The sequence below is a fragment of the Jannaschia sp. Os4 genome (assembly GCF_016820245.1).
In the GTDB taxonomy this organism is placed as follows: Bacteria; Pseudomonadota; Alphaproteobacteria; order Rhodobacterales; family Rhodobacteraceae; genus Jannaschia.
The window spans coordinates 380,106-395,870 of the sequence record NZ_JAFCAR010000004.1 but is presented as its reverse complement, the minus strand read 5'-3'; the positions used below and the strand labels follow the sequence as shown (position 1 = coordinate 395,870).

Annotated in this window: 18 protein-coding genes; 5 read left to right on the top strand and 13 right to left on the bottom strand. The window is 71.8% G+C overall.

Annotated features, from left to right (window positions below):
- Positions 1-4 precede the first annotated feature (4 nt).
- The 8 genes from JQC91_RS10855 to JQC91_RS10820 all read right to left on the bottom strand — a co-directional run bounded on the left by JQC91_RS10855 (position 5) and on the right by JQC91_RS10820 (position 6,662).
- Complete coding sequence (locus JQC91_RS10855; RefSeq protein ID WP_203286839.1) at positions 5-1,378, bottom strand: pyruvate dehydrogenase complex E1 component subunit beta; 1,374 nt, start codon at positions 1,376-1,378, stop codon at positions 5-7.
- Between the two features lie 12 nt (positions 1,379-1,390).
- Complete coding sequence (locus JQC91_RS10850; RefSeq protein ID WP_203286838.1) at positions 1,391-1,672, bottom strand: hypothetical protein; 282 nt, start codon at positions 1,670-1,672, stop codon at positions 1,391-1,393.
- On the bottom strand, positions 1,669-2,730 hold the full coding sequence (gene pdhA, locus JQC91_RS10845) for a pyruvate dehydrogenase (acetyl-transferring) E1 component subunit alpha (protein ID WP_203286837.1): 1,062 nt from the start codon (positions 2,728-2,730) through the stop codon (positions 1,669-1,671). Before pdhA ends, JQC91_RS10850 begins: the two co-directional genes overlap by 4 nt.
- A 131-nt stretch (positions 2,731-2,861) precedes the next feature.
- Positions 2,862-3,152, bottom strand: a complete 291-nt coding sequence (locus JQC91_RS10840; RefSeq protein ID WP_203286836.1) for a septum formation initiator family protein — start codon at positions 3,150-3,152, stop codon at positions 2,862-2,864.
- Between the two features lie 71 nt (positions 3,153-3,223).
- Positions 3,224-4,114 carry a fructose bisphosphate aldolase gene (locus tag JQC91_RS10835; RefSeq protein WP_203286835.1) on the bottom strand — a complete coding sequence of 297 codons (891 nt, stop codon included), beginning with the start codon at positions 4,112-4,114 and terminating at the stop codon, positions 3,224-3,226.
- Positions 4,114-5,301 (bottom strand): phosphoglycerate kinase, encoded by a 1,188-nt coding sequence (locus tag JQC91_RS10830; protein WP_203286834.1) that lies wholly within the window; start codon positions 5,299-5,301, stop codon positions 4,114-4,116. Before JQC91_RS10830 ends, JQC91_RS10835 begins: the two co-directional genes overlap by 1 nt.
- 91 nt (positions 5,302-5,392) lie before the next feature.
- Positions 5,393-6,394: a type I glyceraldehyde-3-phosphate dehydrogenase gene (gene gap, locus JQC91_RS10825; RefSeq protein ID WP_203286833.1), complete on the bottom strand. Its 1,002-nt coding sequence runs from the start codon at positions 6,392-6,394 to the stop codon at positions 5,393-5,395.
- Between the two features lie 124 nt (positions 6,395-6,518).
- Positions 6,519-6,662 (bottom strand): hypothetical protein, encoded by a 144-nt coding sequence (locus JQC91_RS10820; RefSeq protein WP_203286832.1) that lies wholly within the window; start codon positions 6,660-6,662, stop codon positions 6,519-6,521.
- Positions 6,663-6,740: 78 nt separating this feature from the next.
- Between JQC91_RS10820 and JQC91_RS10815 the strand changes: the two genes are divergently transcribed.
- Together JQC91_RS10815 and JQC91_RS10810 are read left to right on the top strand one after the other, a co-directional pair.
- Positions 6,741-7,706, top strand: a complete 966-nt coding sequence (locus JQC91_RS10815; RefSeq protein ID WP_238941473.1) for an acyl-CoA desaturase — start codon at positions 6,741-6,743, stop codon at positions 7,704-7,706.
- Entirely contained in the window at positions 7,703-8,701 is a 999-nt protein-coding gene (locus tag JQC91_RS10810) for a DUF808 domain-containing protein (RefSeq protein WP_203286831.1), read from the top strand. Before JQC91_RS10815 ends, JQC91_RS10810 begins: the two co-directional genes overlap by 4 nt.
- 2 nt (positions 8,702-8,703) lie before the next feature.
- Here the strand turns inward: JQC91_RS10810 and JQC91_RS10805 are convergent, their stop codons facing one another.
- The 3 genes from JQC91_RS10805 to JQC91_RS10795 all read right to left on the bottom strand — a co-directional run bounded on the left by JQC91_RS10805 (position 8,704) and on the right by JQC91_RS10795 (position 10,726).
- Positions 8,704-9,465: an SseB family protein gene (locus JQC91_RS10805; RefSeq protein ID WP_203286830.1), complete on the bottom strand. Its 762-nt coding sequence runs from the start codon at positions 9,463-9,465 to the stop codon at positions 8,704-8,706.
- Complete coding sequence (locus tag JQC91_RS10800; RefSeq protein WP_343069955.1) at positions 9,462-10,043, bottom strand: uracil-DNA glycosylase family protein; 582 nt, start codon at positions 10,041-10,043, stop codon at positions 9,462-9,464. The genes JQC91_RS10805 and JQC91_RS10800 overlap by 4 nt, the downstream gene beginning before the upstream one ends.
- Positions 10,044-10,132: 89 nt before the next feature.
- Positions 10,133-10,726 carry a Hint domain-containing protein gene (locus JQC91_RS10795; protein WP_203286828.1) on the bottom strand — a complete coding sequence of 198 codons (594 nt, stop codon included), beginning with the start codon at positions 10,724-10,726 and terminating at the stop codon, positions 10,133-10,135.
- Between the two features lie 216 nt (positions 10,727-10,942).
- Here JQC91_RS10795 and JQC91_RS10790 point away from each other — a divergent pair, with 216 nt between their 5' ends.
- Together JQC91_RS10790 and groL are read left to right on the top strand one after the other, a co-directional pair.
- Complete coding sequence (locus JQC91_RS10790; protein ID WP_203286827.1) at positions 10,943-11,230, top strand: co-chaperone GroES; 288 nt, start codon at positions 10,943-10,945, stop codon at positions 11,228-11,230.
- 43 nt (positions 11,231-11,273) lie between these two features.
- The gene (groL, locus tag JQC91_RS10785) at positions 11,274-12,920 is read left to right on the top strand and encodes a chaperonin GroEL (RefSeq protein ID WP_203286826.1); all 1,647 of its coding nucleotides are present in this window, start codon (positions 11,274-11,276) and stop codon (positions 12,918-12,920) included.
- Positions 12,921-12,979: 59 nt separating this feature from the next.
- Here groL and JQC91_RS10780 read toward each other — a convergent pair whose 3' ends face one another.
- Entirely contained in the window at positions 12,980-13,714 is a 735-nt protein-coding gene (locus tag JQC91_RS10780; protein WP_203286825.1) for a class I SAM-dependent methyltransferase, read from the bottom strand.
- A gap of 74 nt (positions 13,715-13,788) precedes the next feature.
- A complete protein-coding gene (locus JQC91_RS10775; protein WP_203286824.1) occupies positions 13,789-14,673 on the bottom strand; it encodes a metal-dependent hydrolase in 885 nt (294 codons plus the stop codon).
- A 159-nt stretch (positions 14,674-14,832) separates the two neighbouring features.
- On the opposite strand from JQC91_RS10775, the gene JQC91_RS10770 reads away from it, so the two are divergent.
- Positions 14,833-15,765: a GGDEF domain-containing protein gene (locus JQC91_RS10770; protein WP_203286823.1), complete on the top strand. Its 933-nt coding sequence runs from the start codon at positions 14,833-14,835 to the stop codon at positions 15,763-15,765.

The following is a 15,765-nucleotide window of genomic DNA, read 5'->3' as shown; positions in this document are numbered from 1 at the left end:
TCCCTCAGCGGTAGGTGACGGAGCGGACGGCGTCGATGACCTCTTGGGTCGACGTCAGCGCCAGCTTCTCGAGGTTCGCGGCGTAGGGCATGGGCACGTCCTTGCCCGTGCAGGTCACGACCGGCGCGTCGAGGTGGTCGAAGGCGCGCTGCATGATCGTGGACGCGATGTGGTCGGAGAAGGACGCCACGGGGAAGCCCTCCTCGACGGTCACGCAGCGGTTGGTCTTCATCACGGAGGCGAGGACCGTGTCGTAGTCCACGGGCCGCAGGGTGCGCAGGTCGATCACCTCGGCGGAGATGCCGTCCTCGGCCAGCTTGTCGGCGGCCTCAAGCGCGTAGGTCATGCCGATGCCCCACGACACGATGGTCACGTCGTCGCCCTCGCGCCAGATGCGGGCCTTGCCGAAGGGGATCGTCAGGTCGTCCACCTTCGGCACCTCGAAGGACTTGCCGTAGAGGATCTCGTTCTCGAGGAAGATGACCGGGTTCGGGTCGCGGATGGCGGTCTTGAGGAGGCCCTTGGCGTCGGCGGCCGAGTAGGGCTGCACGACCTTCAGGCCGGGGATGGACGAATACCACGCCGCATAGTCCTGGCTATGCTGCGCGCCCACGCGGGCAGCGGCGCCGTTGGGGCCGCGGAACACGATGGGGCAGCCCATCTGGCCACCCGACATGTAGAGCGTCTTGGCCGCCGAGTTGATGATCTGGTCGATCGCCTGCATGGCGAAGTTGAAGGTCATGAACTCGACGATGGGGCGCAGCCCGCCGAAGGCCGCGCCGACGCCGATGCCGGTGAAGCCGTGCTCGGTGATCGGCGTGTCGATCACGCGCTTGTCGCCGAACTCGTCCAGCATGCCTTGGGTGATCTTGTAGGCGCCGTTGTACTCGGCGACCTCCTCGCCCATCACGAACACGTTCTCGTCGCGGCGCATCTCCTCGGACATGGCGTCGCGCAGGGCCTCGCGGACGGTCTGCTCGACCATCTCGGTGCCCTCGGGCCAGTCGGGGGAGGCCTTGGACTGGGGCGTCGGCTCCTCGGAGGCGACGCGGGCCGGGGCCTTCTCGGGGGCGTCGCCGCGCGGCGCGTCGGCGGCGGGCTTCTCCGCCGGGGCAGGGGCGGCCTCCATGTCCTCGCCCTCCTCGCCGATCACGGCGATGGGGGTGTTGACCTTCACGCCCTCGGTGCCCTCGGCCACGAGGATCTTGCCGATCACGCCCTCGTCCACGGCCTCGAACTCCATCGTGGCCTTGTCGGTCTCGATCTCGGCGAGGATGTCGCCGGACGACACCGTGTCGCCCTCCTTCACCAGCCATTTCGCGAGCGTGCCCTCCTCCATCGTGGGGGAGAGCGCGGGCATCAGGATCTCGGTCGCCATGGTCGGTGTCCCTCAGTTCGGGCGCGGGGCGGGATCGTCGTCCTCGCCTTCGGTCAGTTGGCCCAGGCAGGTGCCCAGGATCGTCTGGAGCGCCGCGTCCGGCGCGTCGGCGTGCCCCGCCTGCACGTGCGCGGCAGCGAGGTGCTTCATCCACTCGGAGATCATGAAGCCCGTCACCTCCGGCGAGAGCAGCAGGTCCGGGTCGATCTGCACCATCATCTCGCCGCCGTCCTCGCCCTCGCCGACGGCGTAGCTGGCGGCGAAGAAGGTGCGGGCGTCCTCCGCCGCGCTCATGCCGCGCCCTGCGGCAGCTCGTCGGCGTAGATGTCGGTCCAAAGCTCCTCCAAGGCGGGCTCCGGGCTCTCCTTGGCGAACTCGGCGCTCTCGTTGACGACCTCCTTGACCTGCTTGTCGATGGCCTTGAGGTCGTCCTCGGAGGCGTGGCCCCCGTCCAGCAGCGCGCGGCGCACCTGCTCGATCGGGTCGCGCTCCTCGCGCATCTTCTGGACCTCGTCGCGGGTGCGGTACTTGGCCGGGTCCGACATGGAGTGGCCGCGGTAGCGGTAGGTCATCACCTCGAGGATGTACGGCCCCTTGCCCGCGCGGCAGTACTCCGTCGCCCGGTAGCCCGCGTCGCGCACGGCGAGCACGTCCATCCCGTCGACCTCCTCGCCCTCGATCCCGTAGGCCGCGCCGCGCTCCCAGTAGGAGGGCGACTTGGTCGAGCGCTTGGTCGAGGTGCCCATCGCATACTGGTTGTTCTCGATCACGAACACGACGGGCAGGTCCCACAACTCGGCCATGTTGTAGGTCTCGTAGACCTGGCCCTGGTTCGCCGCGCCGTCCCCGAAATAGGTGAAGGTGACGTTGTCGTTGCCCTTGTACTTGTCGCTAAACGCCAAGCCGGCCCCGAGTGGCACCTGCGCGGCGACGATGCCGTGGCCGCCGTAGAAGTGTTTCTCGCGGCTGAACATGTGCATCGAGCCGCCCTTGCCCTTCGAGTAGCCGCCCTCGCGGCCCGTCAGCTCGGCCATGACCCCTTTCGGGTCCATGCCGCAGGCGAGCATGTGCCCGTGGTCTCGGTAGGAGGTGATGCGCTTGTCGCCGTCCTTCGCCGTGGCCTCCAGCCCGACGACGACGGCCTCCTGCCCGATATAGAGGTGGCAGAAGCCCCCGATCAGGCCCATGCCGTAGAGCTGCCCCGCCTTCTCCTCGAAGCGGCGGATCAGCAGCATGTCCTTGTAGTATTGGGAAAGCTCCTCCCCGGAGACGTTCGGCTTCGCCTTCGCGGACGAGGGTCTAGCCGATGCGGCGGGCTTCGCCTTGGCGGCGGTGGCGGGCTTGCGAGCCATGTCTCCTCCCCGAGTGTCGGGCCGTTCCGAGGAATCGTTCAACGTTAAACGAATTCCCCGCTCAACTCCGACTAGCGGGATTCGGTTCCGTAGGGAAGGTCGTCGCGCGGGCGGCCCGCGCGAAGCCGGATTTATTCGAGGATGAGCTCGTCGGCGCGGGCCATGCCGAGGACGATGCGCGCGCGCTCGTCGAGGAGGTCGAGGTCGACGTAGTCGTCGGACAACCGGCGGACCTTGCCTTCCGCGGCGGACACGCGGGTCTGCAGCGCGTCGAGGTCCGCTTGGAGCGTCTCGCGCTCGGCCTCCAGCTCGATCCGGCGGAACACCCCGCCGTCGCCCTGCACCGCCGCGAACACGAAGTAGAAGCCGAACCCCGTCAGCGCGAGGGGGAGCAGCAGGCCGCCGCCCGTCCGTTCTTCCATGGTCCTGCCTCCTGCCGCCTCTTCGCGGGCGGATGCGGGGACCATGGCACGGAACGGGCGGCGCGTGAATCCTAGCCGGCGACCGAGGCCGCGTGGATCGAGTCGATCGTGGCGCCGATGGTACGGTTGAACGCGTCGTCCGACTGGCCCTCGCTCAGCCCCTCGGTGAGGGCGCGCGAGAAGGACGCGATCATCCCGCGCTGGCGCGACAGACGGGCGTTGGCCTCCTCGCGGGCGTAGCCGCCGGACAGCGCGACGACCTTGAGCACCTTCGGGTGGTCCACGAGCGGCGCGTAGAGATTGTCCTGCTCGGGCAGCGTGACCTTGAACATCACCTCCTCGCCCACGGCGTCGAGGGCCTCCAGCGACGCGTCGAGCAGCATCCGCTCGGCCTCGGCCTTGTCGGAGATCGAGATCGTGACCTCCGGCTCGATGATCGGGACCATGCCGTGGGCCAGCACCTGCCGCGCGACGTCGAACTGCTGCGCGACGACCTTGCGGATGCCCGCCTCGTCGGCCTTGCCGATGACGGACCGCTCCTTGGTGCCGAACACGCCCTTGGCCTTGGACCGGGAGAGCAGGTCGTCGAGGCCGGTGATCGGCTTCATCAACTGCATCCCGCCCTCGGCATCCGCGAGCCCCTCGTCGATCTTGACGAAGGGCACGACCTGCCGCTCCTCCCAGAGGTAGGCGGCGGTCGGCTTGCCGCCGAACTCGCGCTCCAAGGTCTGCTGGAACAGGATCGCGCCGACCACCTTGTCCCCGGTGAAGGCGGGGGCGTCCACGATGCGCGAGCGCATCGCATGGATCAGGTCGTACATCTCCTCGTCGTTCGAGAAGCGGTCCTCGCCCACGCCGTAGAGGCCCAGCGCCTTGGGCGTCGAGCCGCCCGACTGGTCGAGGGCGGCGATGAAGCCGTTCCCCTTGCGGATCCGCTCACGCATCGCATCGAAGTCAGCCATCAGTTCTCTCCCTTGAGGGCCGCCACGCCGGGCAGCGCCTTGCCTTCCATCCATTCGAGGAACGCGCCGCCTGCGGACGACACGTAGGTGAAGTCGTCCGCCACGCCCGCGTGGTTCAGCGCGGCCACCGTGTCGCCGCCGCCGGCCACGGAGACGAGCTTGCCCGCCTCGGTCAGCGCGGCCGCATGCTTGGCCACCGCAACGGTGGCGGCGTCGAACGGCTCGATCTCGAACGCGCCCATCGGACCGTTCCAGACCAGCGTCGCGCAGCCGTCGAGCACGTCGCACACGTGCCGCGCGCTGTCGGGGCCCGCGTCGAGGATCATGTGCCCGTCCGGCACCTCCTCGACCTTCACCACCCGGTTCTCGGCGCCGGCCTTGAACTCCGCCGCCACGACCGCGTCGCGGGGCAGCAGGATCGTGCAGCCCTGCCGCTCGGCCTCCGCCGCGATGTCACGCGCCGTGTCCGTCAGGTCGTGCTCGCAGAGCGACGCCTTCACGTCGACACCGTTCGCCGCGAGGAACGTGTTCGCCATGCCGCCCCCGATAATCAGGTGCTGCACCCGGCCCACGAGGTTGCGGAGCACGTCGATCTTGGTCGATACCTTCGCGCCGCCCACGAGGGCGGCGACCGGCGGGGCAGGGTCGCCCAGCGCCTTCTCCAGCGCCTCCAGTTCCGCCTGCATCAGCCGCCCGGCGCAGGACGGCATCAGCCGCGCCAGCACCGTGGTCGTCGCGTGCGCCCGATGCGCCGCGCTGAACGCGTCGTTGCAGTAGACGTCGCCCACCGAGGCGAGGCGGCGGGCGAAGCCCTCGTCGCCCGCCTCCTCGCCGGGGTTGAAGCGAACGTTCTCGAACAGGATCACGCCGTCATCCGCGAGATCCGCCACGGCCTGCCCGTATCCGCCGTCCGCGAAGGCCACGTCGCGCCCCAATGCCTCCTCCAGCGCGGGCACGACCTGCCGCAGCGACATCTCGGGCACGACCTTCCCCTTGGGCCGCCCGAAATGGGCGAGGAGGACCACCTTCGCCCCCGCCGCCGACAGATCGCGCACCGTCGGGACGATCCGCTCGATCCGGGTGGCGTCGGTGACCCGCCCGTCCTCCATCGGCACGTTCAGATCGACGCGGGTCAGCACGACCTTCCCGCCGAGGTCCATGTCGTCGATGGTCTTCCATTGGGGCATGCGCGTTCTCCGGCACTCTATTCTGCGCGGTGCGGGCGAGGACCTTCCGTGCCGGAAGGCCTCTTGCCCGCCGAAACTGATCTAACCTGCGCTAGATCAGTTTCCCCATCGCCACGGCGGTGTCCGCCATGCGGTTCGAGAAGCCCCACTCGTTGTCGTACCACGACAGGATACGGACGAGCTTGCCGCCCTCCATCACCTTGGTCTGGTCCATGTGGAACACCGACGAGTGCGGGTCGTGGTTGAAGTCCGTCGAGACGAGCGGCTCGTCGGTGTAGCCCAGCACGCCCTTGAGCGGGCCGTCCGCGGCCGAGCGGATCGCCTCGTTGATCTCGTCCACCGAGGTGTCGCGCGACGCGGTGAAGGTCAGGTCCACGACCGAGACGTTCGGCGTCGGCACCCGGATCGCCACGCCGTCGAGCTTGCCGTTCAGCTGCGGCATCACGAGGCCCACGGCCTTGGCCGCGCCGGTGGAGGTCGGGATCATCGACAGGGCGGCGGCGCGCGCCCGGTAGAGATCCTTGTGCATCGTGTCGAGCGTCGGCTGGTCGCCCGTGTAGGAGTGGATCGTCGTCATGAAGCCGCGCTCGATGCCGATCGCCTCGTTCAGGACGTAGGCCACGGGCGCGAGGCAGTTGGTCGTGCAGGACGCGTTCGACACGATCACGTCGTCCGAGGTCAGCGTGTCGTGGTTGACGCCGTAGACGATCGTCTTGTCCGCGTTCGTCCCCGGCGCCGAGATCAGCACGCGGCTGGAGCCGTTCTCCAGATGTGCCTGGCACTTCTCCTTGGAGGTGAAGATGCCCGTGCACTCCAGCACGACGTCCACGTCGGACCACGGCAGGTCGGCCGGATCGCGCAGCGCCGTCACCTTCATCTTGCCCCGCCCGACGTCGATCGTGTCGCCATCGACGGTGACGGTGGCGGGGAACTTGCCGTGCACGCTGTCGTAGCGCAGCAGGTGGGCGTTGGTCTCGACCGGGCCGAGGTCGTTGATCGCAACGACCTCGATGTCGTCGCGCCCCGACTCGACGATCGCGCGCAGCACGTTGCGTCCGATGCGGCCGAAGCCGTTGATCGCCACCTTCACCATGAATGAGCCCTCCAGAGGTCCGTGTCCGTGGGCCAACACCCGCCCGGCGGGGCGGTTCCGGCCGCTGCCCGCGCAGGTAGCGAAGGGGGAGGGGGCCCGCAACCGGCGGCCGCGCGAGGCCGCGTCAGCGCCAGAAGGCCATCCAGCCTAGCAGCGCCAGCCCCTTGCGTCCGAGGAACGTGAGGACGCCCGCGTCGTTGAGCGCGCCGTCGGCGAGCACCGCGAGGATCAGGCACGTGGCGACGAGGAAGGCGACGCGGTCGGTCATGGGGCCTCGATGCCACCGCGCGGACGCGTCGGCCACCCGCCCGTGGCGATCCGCGCGCGCCCGTGGCAGGCATCCCGCATGGAGTGGATCGCCACCGACCGCGTGCGCCCCGGACCGGAGACCTGCGCCGTCTCGGGACGGATCGTCTGGGACCCGGCCCAGTCGCTCTGGACGGCGGCCCACGCCCTCGGCGGCCTCGCCGCCATCGTCGCGTTCCCGTCTTGGGGCGGGCTGGCCGCGTTCGCGGTCCTCACCGCCGTGACCGTCGGGGCCGGGCACTCGGTCGGGATGCACCGCCTCCTGATCCACCGCAGCTTCGCGGTGCCCAAGCCGCTGGAGTACCTCCTCGTCTGGCTCGGAACCCTCGTGGGCATGGCGGGCCCCTTCGGCATGATCCGCGCCCACGACCTGCGCGACTGGCACCAGAGGCAGCGGGTCTGCCCGCCGCACCCCGCCCATGCCGCGCCTCCGCTGCGCGACATGGTCTGGCAGATGCACTGCCGCTTCCGCCTCGCCCGCCCGCCCTCCTTCGCGCTCGAGCCGGAGGTCGCGCAGGATCCGGTCTACCGGTGGATGGACGCCACGTGGCGCTGGCAGCAGCTGCCCGTCGCCGCCGTCCTCTACGCGCTCGGAGGGTGGGGCTGGGTGCTGTGGGGAGTGTGCCTCCGGGTCTTCGTGTCCCTCGCCGGACACTGGGCCGTCGGCCATTGGGCGCATCGGGGCGCCCCCACGGGCTGGCGCATCGAGGGGCTGCCCGTGCAGGGGCGCGACCTGCCGTCCCTCGGCCTCGTCACCTTCGGCGAGGCGTTCCACGGCAACCACCACGCGTTCCCCCATTCCGCCAAGCTCGGCGTCGCGCCCGGCGAGTCCGATCCGGGCTGGTGGCTGATCCGCGCCCTCGAGCGGCTCGGCCTCGCCCGCGACGTCGTGCGCCCCGATGACCGGCCCCGCCGGGAGGGCCTCGTGCGAAACCCGGACCCGCGCCCCGCGTTGTCCTGCCGCACCGGGGCCACGTCCCCCGCCACCGCCGGAGGTTCCCCATGAGCGGACTGCTCGCCCTTCTCGACGACGTCGCCGCCATCTCGAAGGTGGCCGCCGCCTCCGTCGACGACGTGTTCAAGCTCGCCGCCAAGTCCGGCTCCAAGGCCGCGGGCGCGGTCATCGACGACGCCGCCGTGACGCCGAAATACGTGGACGGGTTCGCCGCCGCGCGCGAGCTGCCGATCGTCTGGAAGATCGCCCGCGCCTCGGCCTTCAACAAGCTGGTGATCCTCCTGCCCGCCGCGCTCCTCCTCAACGAGTTCGCGCCGTGGCTGATCCCGCCGCTCCTGATCCTCGGCGGGCTGTTCCTGTGCTACGAGGGGGCGCACAAGGTCTGGCACGCGATCGCGCACCGCGAATCCGAGGCGAAGATCAAGGATCCCGCGCTCACGCCCCTCGACGCCGCCCATCTCGAGGAGGAGCGGGTGAAGGGGGCCATCAAGACCGACTTCATCCTCTCCGCCGAGATCATGACGATCTCGCTGGCCGCGCTCCAGTCCGAGACCTCCGTCACCGGCTTCGACGGAAACGGCACGGACGCGCCGATCTGGTTCACTGCGATGGTGCTGGCCGTGATCGCCATCGTGATCACGATCGCCGTCTACGGGGCCGTCGCACTGATCGTGAAAGCGGACGACGTCGGCCTCCATCTCGCCGAGAACGGGCGGACCGAGGCCGGGCGCAGGCTCGGGGTTTCCATCGTAAAGGGGATGCCGGGCTTCATGAAGCTGCTCACCATCGTCGGCACCGCGGCGATGATCTGGGTGGGCGGCAACATCGTGGTCCACGCCCTGCACGAGATGGGCTGGCACTGGCCCTACGAGACGATCAAGGGCTGGGCCGAAGGTGCCGCCTACGCGGTCGGCGCGGCCCCGGGGCTCGTGAAGTGGGTCGTGACGGCGGCCGTGGACGGGGTGATCGGCTTGGCGCTGGGCCTGCTGATCCTGCCGCTCGTCTCGCTGATCCCCGGCAAGGGCGCGGGCGCGGAGGCGCACTGACCTCAGCGCAGCCGCGGCGGCGCGGCGGCCCCGGGCGGCGCGGGCCGCTCGGGCGCGGGCAGGTCGATCCGCAGCCCGTGCCGCGCTAGCGGGCCGGCCAGCGGGTCGCTCGCGCGCAGGAACGCCACGTCGAGCGCACCCGCCTCCAGCCCCGAGAAGGCCATCGCCTCCTGCACCGCGCGGGCGATGTCGGGCTCCGCGCCCGGCACGGCGCCCACGACGCCCAGCATGTGCCCCCGCGCGCCGCCCTCGAAGCGCGCGTGCGCGAGGTAGGCCACCGTCGCCAGCCCGGCGAGGGCGGGCAGCTTGGCGTCAAGCGCGACCAGAAGCGCGTCGGGCAGCGCGCCCGGCGGGCCGACCTCCTCGATCCGCGCCTCCGCCTCCGACGGCCCAACGGCCACCGATTCGGCCAGCCACGCCAGCGCCTCGGCAGGCAGGAGTTGCGCGGACGGCGCCTCCGGCAGGTTCAGCCCGAGGCCCAGCCCCGCCTCCGCGAGCAGGACCGCGAGGCGCCGCCCCGCCAGCGTGGCCGTCGGCGCGGGGCCGTCCGAGAGGGCGGCCAGCCGTTCGGGCAGGTCGACGGCGAGCGCGTAGCGGACCCCCTCCACCTCCACGATGCGCGGCGTGACCGGGGCGTCGCCCTCCGGCGCCGCCTCGATCAGCAGGTGAAGCTCGGCCTCCGCCAGCCGCGACCAGAAGGCGAGGCGGTCGGCCTCCGCCCCCGTCTCCTCGGCCCGCAGATGGGCCGCGTCCAAGGGTGTCATGCGAGCGCCTCCCTCACGGCGGCCTGCAGCGCGGGCACCGCCTCCGCCTCGAACCACGGGTTCGCCTTCAGCCACCCCGTGTTGCGCCACGAGGGGTGCGGCAGGCACCAGATGCCCCGCGCGGCGTGCGCGCGCCAGTCCCTCACGCGGTCCGTCACCCGCCCCGGCCCGAGGTGCCACGCCTGCGCGTAGCCCCCGATCAGCAGGCGCGGGCCGACGGCGCCGACGTAGGAGAGCGCCGCCTCCCGCCACGTGGCCGCGCAGACCTTCGGCGGCGGCAGGTCGGCGCCCTTCGCGTCGTAGCCCGGGAAGCAGAAGCCCATCGGCACCACTGCGACGCGGTCGCGGTCCCAGAACGTCTCCTCGTCCACGCCCATCCACCGGCGCAGCCGGACGCCGGACGCGTCGTCGAAGGGGCGGCCCGAGCGGTGGACCCGCATCCCCGGCGCCTGGCCCGTCACGATCAGGCGGGCGCCCGCGCGGAACCACGCGACGGGCCGTGGCCGGTGCGCCGTGGCCGTGCGCGCGAAGCGCTCGGCGCACAGGCGGCAGGCGCGGATGCGGTCGGGCAGGGGCACGCTAGGAGCGTGTGGGGGCGGGGGCGTGGGCATCCCGGGCAGATACGTCCCCGTCCCGCGCGATCAACGGGGACGCGGCGGGGGGAGGATCAGGCCGCGACCGGCCCCGGTGCCGCGCAGAGCCCGCGCAGCACGGCCGCGGCGTTGGCGCGCCGGAGGCCGCGCCCGATGGCCTCCGCGTCCAAGCCCGCGATGCGGTCGCGGGGCAGCGGCGGCGGGTCCGGGAGGGGCGCCGCCGCGACCCAGACGCCGCCCGCCAGCACGGCATCCGCCCGTTCGAGGCGGAGCCGGCGCAGCGGCACGGGACGGTGCGCCGGCCCGAGCCTCCCGACGCCTGCCCGCGCGAGGTCCAGTCCCCGCAACGTGACGGTCTCGCCTCCCCCGAGGTCGAGGAGGAAGGGCGTGCCCGCCGCGACCTGCACCGGCGCCGCGGGCAGGCCGGGGGCGAGCGCGTCCGGATCGAGCGTGAACGCCCGCAGCGCGGGTCGCGCCGTGCAGGCGGCGGCGGAGGGACGGACGACGGCGACCTCCGCGAGGGCGACCCAGCCCGTCCGCCCGCGCAGCCGCATGCCGCACCGCAGCGCATCGACGCGCCTCGGCCCGTCGACCGTGTCGAGCGGGGTGGAGGGCAGGAAGGCGTGCACCGTCGCGAGGGCGGGCGCGGATCGGGTCGGGGCGGTCATCGGCGGCTCCGGGAAGGGGAGGGAGGAGGTGGTGGCACCTTCGCGCGGCCGGGGTTAATGGGGCGTGGACGCGGGCGCGGCCGCCCCCGACGAATGTCCCGCATTCGAGCGATCCGCCCCCGTTGACTCCCCGCCCCGCGATGCCTAGTTGCCCGTCCGTTGGCACTCGTCTTTGGTGAGTGCCAAGGCTGGAAACTCAACAACGCAGAGGCTGGAATGGCTTTCACTCCGCTGCACGACCGCGTCCTGGTGCGCCGCGTCGAGTCCGACGAAAAGACCAAGGGCGGTCTGATCATCCCCGACACCGCCAAGGAGAAGCCCGCCGAGGGCGAGGTGGTCTCGGTCGGCGAGGGCGCCCGCAAGGACTCCGGCGAGCTGATCGCGATGTCCGTCAAGGCCGGCGACCGCATCCTGTTCGGCAAGTGGTCCGGCACCGAGGTCACCGTCGACGGCGAGGAGCTCCTCATCATGAAGGAGTCGGACATCCTCGGGACCCTGTCCTGAGTCGAACGTCCCCTCGCATCCCACTGACACCTAGGAGAACATCATGGCCGCCAAGGACGTGAAATTCGACACCGACGCCCGGAACAAGATGATCAAGGGCGTCAACACGCTGGCCAACGCGGTCCGCGTGACCCTCGGCCCCAAGGGCCGGAACGTCGTGCTGGACAAGTCGTTCGGCGCCCCCCGGATCACCAAGGACGGCGTCTCCGTCGCCAAGGAGATCGAGCTCGAGGACAAGTTCGAGAACATGGGCGCCCAGATGGTGAAGGAGGTCGCCTCCCGCACCAACGACGAGGCGGGCGACGGCACCACCACCGCCACCGTGCTGGCTCAGTCGATCGTCGTCGAGGGCATGAAGGCGGTCGCCGCCGGCATGAACCCGATGGACCTCAAGCGCGGCATCGACCTCGCGACCTCGAAGGTGGTCGAGCAGATCAAGGCCATGGCGCGTGACGTGACCGACTCGGACGAGGTCGCGCAGGTCGGCACCATCTCCGCTAACGGCGAGGCCGAGATCGGCCGCCAGATCGCCGACGCGATGCAGAAGGTCGGCAACGAGGGCGTCATCACCGTCGAGGAGAACAAGGGCCTCGAGACGGAGACCGAGGTCGTCGAGGGCATGCAGTTCGACCGCGGCTACCTCAGCCCCTACTTCGTGACCAACGCCGACAAGATGACCGCCGAGCTGGAGGACTGCCTGATCCTGCTGCACGAGAAGAAGCTCTCGTCGCTGCAGCCGATGGTCCCGCTGCTCGAGTCGGTGATCCAGTCGACCAAGCCGCTCCTCATCATCGCCGAGGACGTCGAGGGCGAGGCGCTCGCCACCCTCGTGGTCAACAAGCTGCGCGGCGGCCTGAAGATCTCCGCCGTCAAGGCGCCGGGCTTCGGCGACCGCCGCAAGGCCATGCTGCAGGACATCGCGATCCTGACGGGCGGCCAGGTCATCTCCGAGGATCTCGGGATGAAGCTGGAGAACGTCACGCTCGACATGCTGGGCACCGCCAAGAAGGTCATCATCAAGAAGGATGACACGACCATCGTGGACGGCGCCGGCGACAAGGCCGAGATCGACGCCCGCGTGGCGCAGATCCGCCAGCAGATCGAGGAGACCACCTCGGACTACGACCGCGAGAAGCTGCAGGAGCGGGTCGCCAAGCTGGCGGGCGGCGTCGCCGTCATCCGCGTCGGCGGCATGACCGAGGTCGAGGTCAAGGAGCGCAAGGATCGCGTGGACGACGCGCTGAACGCCACCCGGGCCGCGGTCCAGGAAGGCGTGGTCGTCGGCGGCGGCGTGGCGCTGGTGAAGGCGGGCAAGTCGCTGGAGGGCCTCGAGGGCGCCAACAGCGACCAGAACGCCGGCATCGCCATCGTCCGCAAGGCCATCGAGGCCCCGCTGCGCCAGATCGCCGAGAACTCCGGCGTCGACGGCGCGGTGGTCGCGGGCAAGGTCCGGGAGTCCTCGGACGCGGCCTTCGGCTTCAACGCCCAGACCGAGGAGTACGGCGACCTGTTCAAGTTCGGCGTGATCGACCCCGCCAAGGTGGTCCGCACCGCCCTCGAGGACGCGTCCTCGGTGGCCGGCCTGCTGATCACGACCGAGGCGATGGTTGCCGACAAGCCCGAGAAGCCGGGCGCCGGCGGTGCCGCCGGCGGCATGCCCGACATGGGCGGCATGGGCGGCATGATGTAAGCCGTCCCGCTCGTGGACTCGGGAAAGGGCGCCTTCGGGCGCCCTTTCTCTTGGGCGGTTCAGGACTTGGTCAGGACGTAGGAGAGGTAGCGCACCTCGCCGTCGCGGAGCGCCGCCCGGATCAGCGACCCCTCCGTCCCGGCCCATTCCCGCGCGATCCCGCCGAGCCGTCCGTGCCGGGCGATCATCGCGCGCTTCCTCTCCTCCAGCGCGGCCATCGCGGCGAGGACCCGGTCCGTGATGTCGGTCCGCGCGTCGAGCCGCAGGTCCGGGCGGGCGAGTGCCGCGTCCAAGGCATCGACGTCGTCGGCCATGCGGAAATCCGCGAGGCCTAGCCGCCCGCCGGGGCGCAGGACCCGCGCCGCCTCGGCGACGAACCGCGCGGTGGACGGGTAGCAATGGGACGACTCGACGTTGAGCACGGCGTCCACGCTGCCGTCGGCGAGGGGCAGGGCGAGCGCGTCGCCCCGGCGGAAGGCGAGGTTCGGCACGTCCGCGTGGATGCGGGCCGCCGCGCGGACGCTCGCGCCCGCGATGTCGATCCCCGTGAGGCGCGCGGGCCCGAAGGTCCGGGCGACGTGGGCCGCGCCGCCGCCGCGCCCGCTGCCGACCTCCACGACCGCCTTCCCCCGCAGGTCGAGCCGCGCGGCCACGTGCGAGTAGAGCGCGCGGTTCGGACCCTCCGGGTCGGCCGGGTCCAAGGGGGCGTCCGGGCCGACGTAGCCGTAGTTCAAGCATGTCGCCTCGTCGTCGCGCAGGCGGCGCGAGATCACCTCGTAGGCGGTGCGCCACATCGCCCGGCGCGCGCCTCCCAGGCGCCCGCCCCCGCCGATGGCCAGTCCGGCGGCGGCGGCGCGGAGCCGTCCCCTCACGAGGCGGCGGCGACCGGGGCGGCGGCGGATCGCGTCGCCGCACGGTCGGGGAACCGCCGCTCCATGTCCGCGACCGCCACCTCCAGCTCGGCCCGGCCCTCCCGCATCAGCGCGAGGCTGCCCGCGTCGTCGGGGCGGTAGCCCGGCTTGAAGTAGAGGAGGTTCCGCAGCGCCACCTTCCGCCCCAGCCCGGGGCGCACCAGCCCGGTCCACGCGAAGCGCGCCACGTCGCCCGCCGTGAGGCGCCCCTGCCGCCGGCGCAGCATCCGCAGGCCGAACCGCACCCAGTTGATGAAGAATGCCGCGAAGACCACCGCCGCCGTGTTCACCCGGAACAGGTAGCGGCGCGGGCCGGACCAGTCCCGCGTGACCGCGTCGTAGACGTCGATCGCGACGGCGCCGTGCTCGATCTCCTCGACCGAATGCCACAGCCACATCGCGCGGAAGGGCTGCGCCACCTCCGCCCCATGGCGCTGCGCGATCCAGACCGACGAGCAGGCATGGGTGATCTGCTCGATCGCGCAGGTGACGGCGACCGACAGGACGGGCGTCTCCAGCGCGAGCTGGCGGGCGACCTGGCCCTCCATCGCGTCGACGTCCTCGCCGATGGCGCGGAGCGCGTCGTTGTAGCGCTCGTGCTCGCGGGTGTGCAGCGCCTCCTGCCTCGCGTAGCCGCGGATCTCCGACACGAGGTGCGGGTCCGCGATCTCGCGCTCGAACCGGCGCAGGGAGCGGATGAAGTAGCGCTCCCCCGGCGGGATCTGGATCGCCAGCGCGTCGGTCTGCACCGTCCGCATCACGTCCCCGGCCAGCCATGCGGGGTCGGGCGCGCGGGAGACGTCGAAGGAGATGTCGCGGATCGTGATCTCGGAGGCGGTCATAGGATCGTCCTTCCCTGCGCGGGAGCCGCGCGGTCCTGTCTAGGAAGCCCCCGGCGTGGGCGCAACGACGCGCCGCCTTCGGTCGCATTCGCCGCACTCGTCTCGCCGACGCCATGCGCGGGGCACCGCCGCCGCAGCGCGGCGCGCGAAGCTGCGCCCATGCTCCTCTACGGCCTCCTCGCGCGCGCCTTCCCCCGCAGCCTGATGGCGAAGATCGCCGTCGTCGTCTTCGGGATCGGCATCCTTCCGCTGCTCGGCGCGGTCCTCGGCGCGCTGCACGGGATGGGCGCCGGGTGGGCGCCGCTCGGCGCCGTTACCGGCGCGGCCCTCGCCTGCGCGGGCGCCGCGTCGGCGCTGCTCCGCCTCGCGCTGGCCCCGGTCTGGGCCACCGCCAACGCGCTCGAGGCCCATGCGCGCGGCTGGACGGTCCCGCGCCTGCCGGACGGCCACCATGACGCGCTGGGCGTGCTGATGCGCCGCACGAACCAAGCCCTCGACACCGCCGCGACCCGCCTCGACGAGTCCCGCCGCGAGGCCGAGGTCGATCCCCTGACCGGCGCGCTCAACCGCCGCGGCTTCGACCGGGCGATGCGGGGGCAGGGCGGCGGCGCCGTGATCGTCTGCGACCTCGACCACTTCAAGGCGGTCAACGACCGCTACGGGCACGAGACGGGCGACAAGGTGCTTCGGAAGGCCGCCGCCTGCTGGCGGCGCCAGCTGCGCGAGGGCGACCTCTTCGCACGGGTCGGCGGGGAGGAGTTCGTGGTCTGGCTGCCCAAGGCGACGCTCGCGACGGCGGCCCGGCGCGCCGGGGAGCTCCGGCTCGCCCTCTCGCACGAGGTGGCGGTGGCGGGCCGTCCGGTCACCGCATCGTTCGGGGCGGCGGCGCGCGGCGCGAAGCAGTCGATCGACGACGCGATCGAGCGGGCCGACGAGGCGCTCTACCTCGCGAAGCGGACGGGCCGGAACCGGGTCCGCCTCGACGGGATCGAGACGCCCCCCCCGCGCGACGGCGCCGCCGCGGCCCCCGCGCCCGCCGCCAACGCCCCGCTGGGGCCGCCCGCGACGGAGGCCCGCGCGATGCTGCGGTGA

Excerpts from the sequence above, each read along its gene's own strand:
- JQC91_RS10855 (WP_203286839.1), bottom strand. The coding sequence starts at position 1,378 with ATGGCGACCGAGATCCTGATGCCCGCGCTCTCCCCCACGATGGAGGAG.
- JQC91_RS10850 (WP_203286838.1), bottom strand. The coding sequence starts at position 1,672 with ATGAGCGCGGCGGAGGACGCCCGCACCTTCTTCGCCGCCAGCTACGCC.
- pdhA (WP_203286837.1), bottom strand. The coding sequence starts at position 2,730 with ATGGCTCGCAAGCCCGCCACCGCCGCCAAGGCGAAGCCCGCCGCATCG.
- JQC91_RS10840 (WP_203286836.1), bottom strand. The coding sequence starts at position 3,152 with ATGGAAGAACGGACGGGCGGCGGCCTGCTGCTCCCCCTCGCGCTGACG.
- JQC91_RS10835 (WP_203286835.1), bottom strand. The coding sequence starts at position 4,114 with ATGGCTGACTTCGATGCGATGCGTGAGCGGATCCGCAAGGGGAACGGC.
- JQC91_RS10830 (WP_203286834.1), bottom strand. The coding sequence starts at position 5,301 with ATGCCCCAATGGAAGACCATCGACGACATGGACCTCGGCGGGAAGGTC.
- gap (WP_203286833.1), bottom strand. The coding sequence starts at position 6,394 with ATGGTGAAGGTGGCGATCAACGGCTTCGGCCGCATCGGACGCAACGTG.
- JQC91_RS10820 (WP_203286832.1), bottom strand. The coding sequence starts at position 6,662 with ATGACCGACCGCGTCGCCTTCCTCGTCGCCACGTGCCTGATCCTCGCG.
- JQC91_RS10815 (WP_238941473.1), top strand. The coding sequence starts at position 6,741 with ATGGAGTGGATCGCCACCGACCGCGTGCGCCCCGGACCGGAGACCTGC.
- JQC91_RS10810 (WP_203286831.1), top strand. The coding sequence starts at position 7,703 with ATGAGCGGACTGCTCGCCCTTCTCGACGACGTCGCCGCCATCTCGAAG.
- JQC91_RS10805 (WP_203286830.1), bottom strand. The coding sequence starts at position 9,465 with ATGACACCCTTGGACGCGGCCCATCTGCGGGCCGAGGAGACGGGGGCG.
- JQC91_RS10795 (WP_203286828.1), bottom strand. The coding sequence starts at position 10,726 with ATGACCGCCCCGACCCGATCCGCGCCCGCCCTCGCGACGGTGCACGCC.
- JQC91_RS10790 (WP_203286827.1), top strand. The coding sequence starts at position 10,943 with ATGGCTTTCACTCCGCTGCACGACCGCGTCCTGGTGCGCCGCGTCGAG.
- groL (WP_203286826.1), top strand. The coding sequence starts at position 11,274 with ATGGCCGCCAAGGACGTGAAATTCGACACCGACGCCCGGAACAAGATG.
- JQC91_RS10780 (WP_203286825.1), bottom strand. The coding sequence starts at position 13,714 with ATGTGGCGCACCGCCTACGAGGTGATCTCGCGCCGCCTGCGCGACGAC.
- JQC91_RS10775 (WP_203286824.1), bottom strand. The coding sequence starts at position 14,673 with ATGACCGCCTCCGAGATCACGATCCGCGACATCTCCTTCGACGTCTCC.
- JQC91_RS10770 (WP_203286823.1), top strand. The coding sequence starts at position 14,833 with ATGCTCCTCTACGGCCTCCTCGCGCGCGCCTTCCCCCGCAGCCTGATG.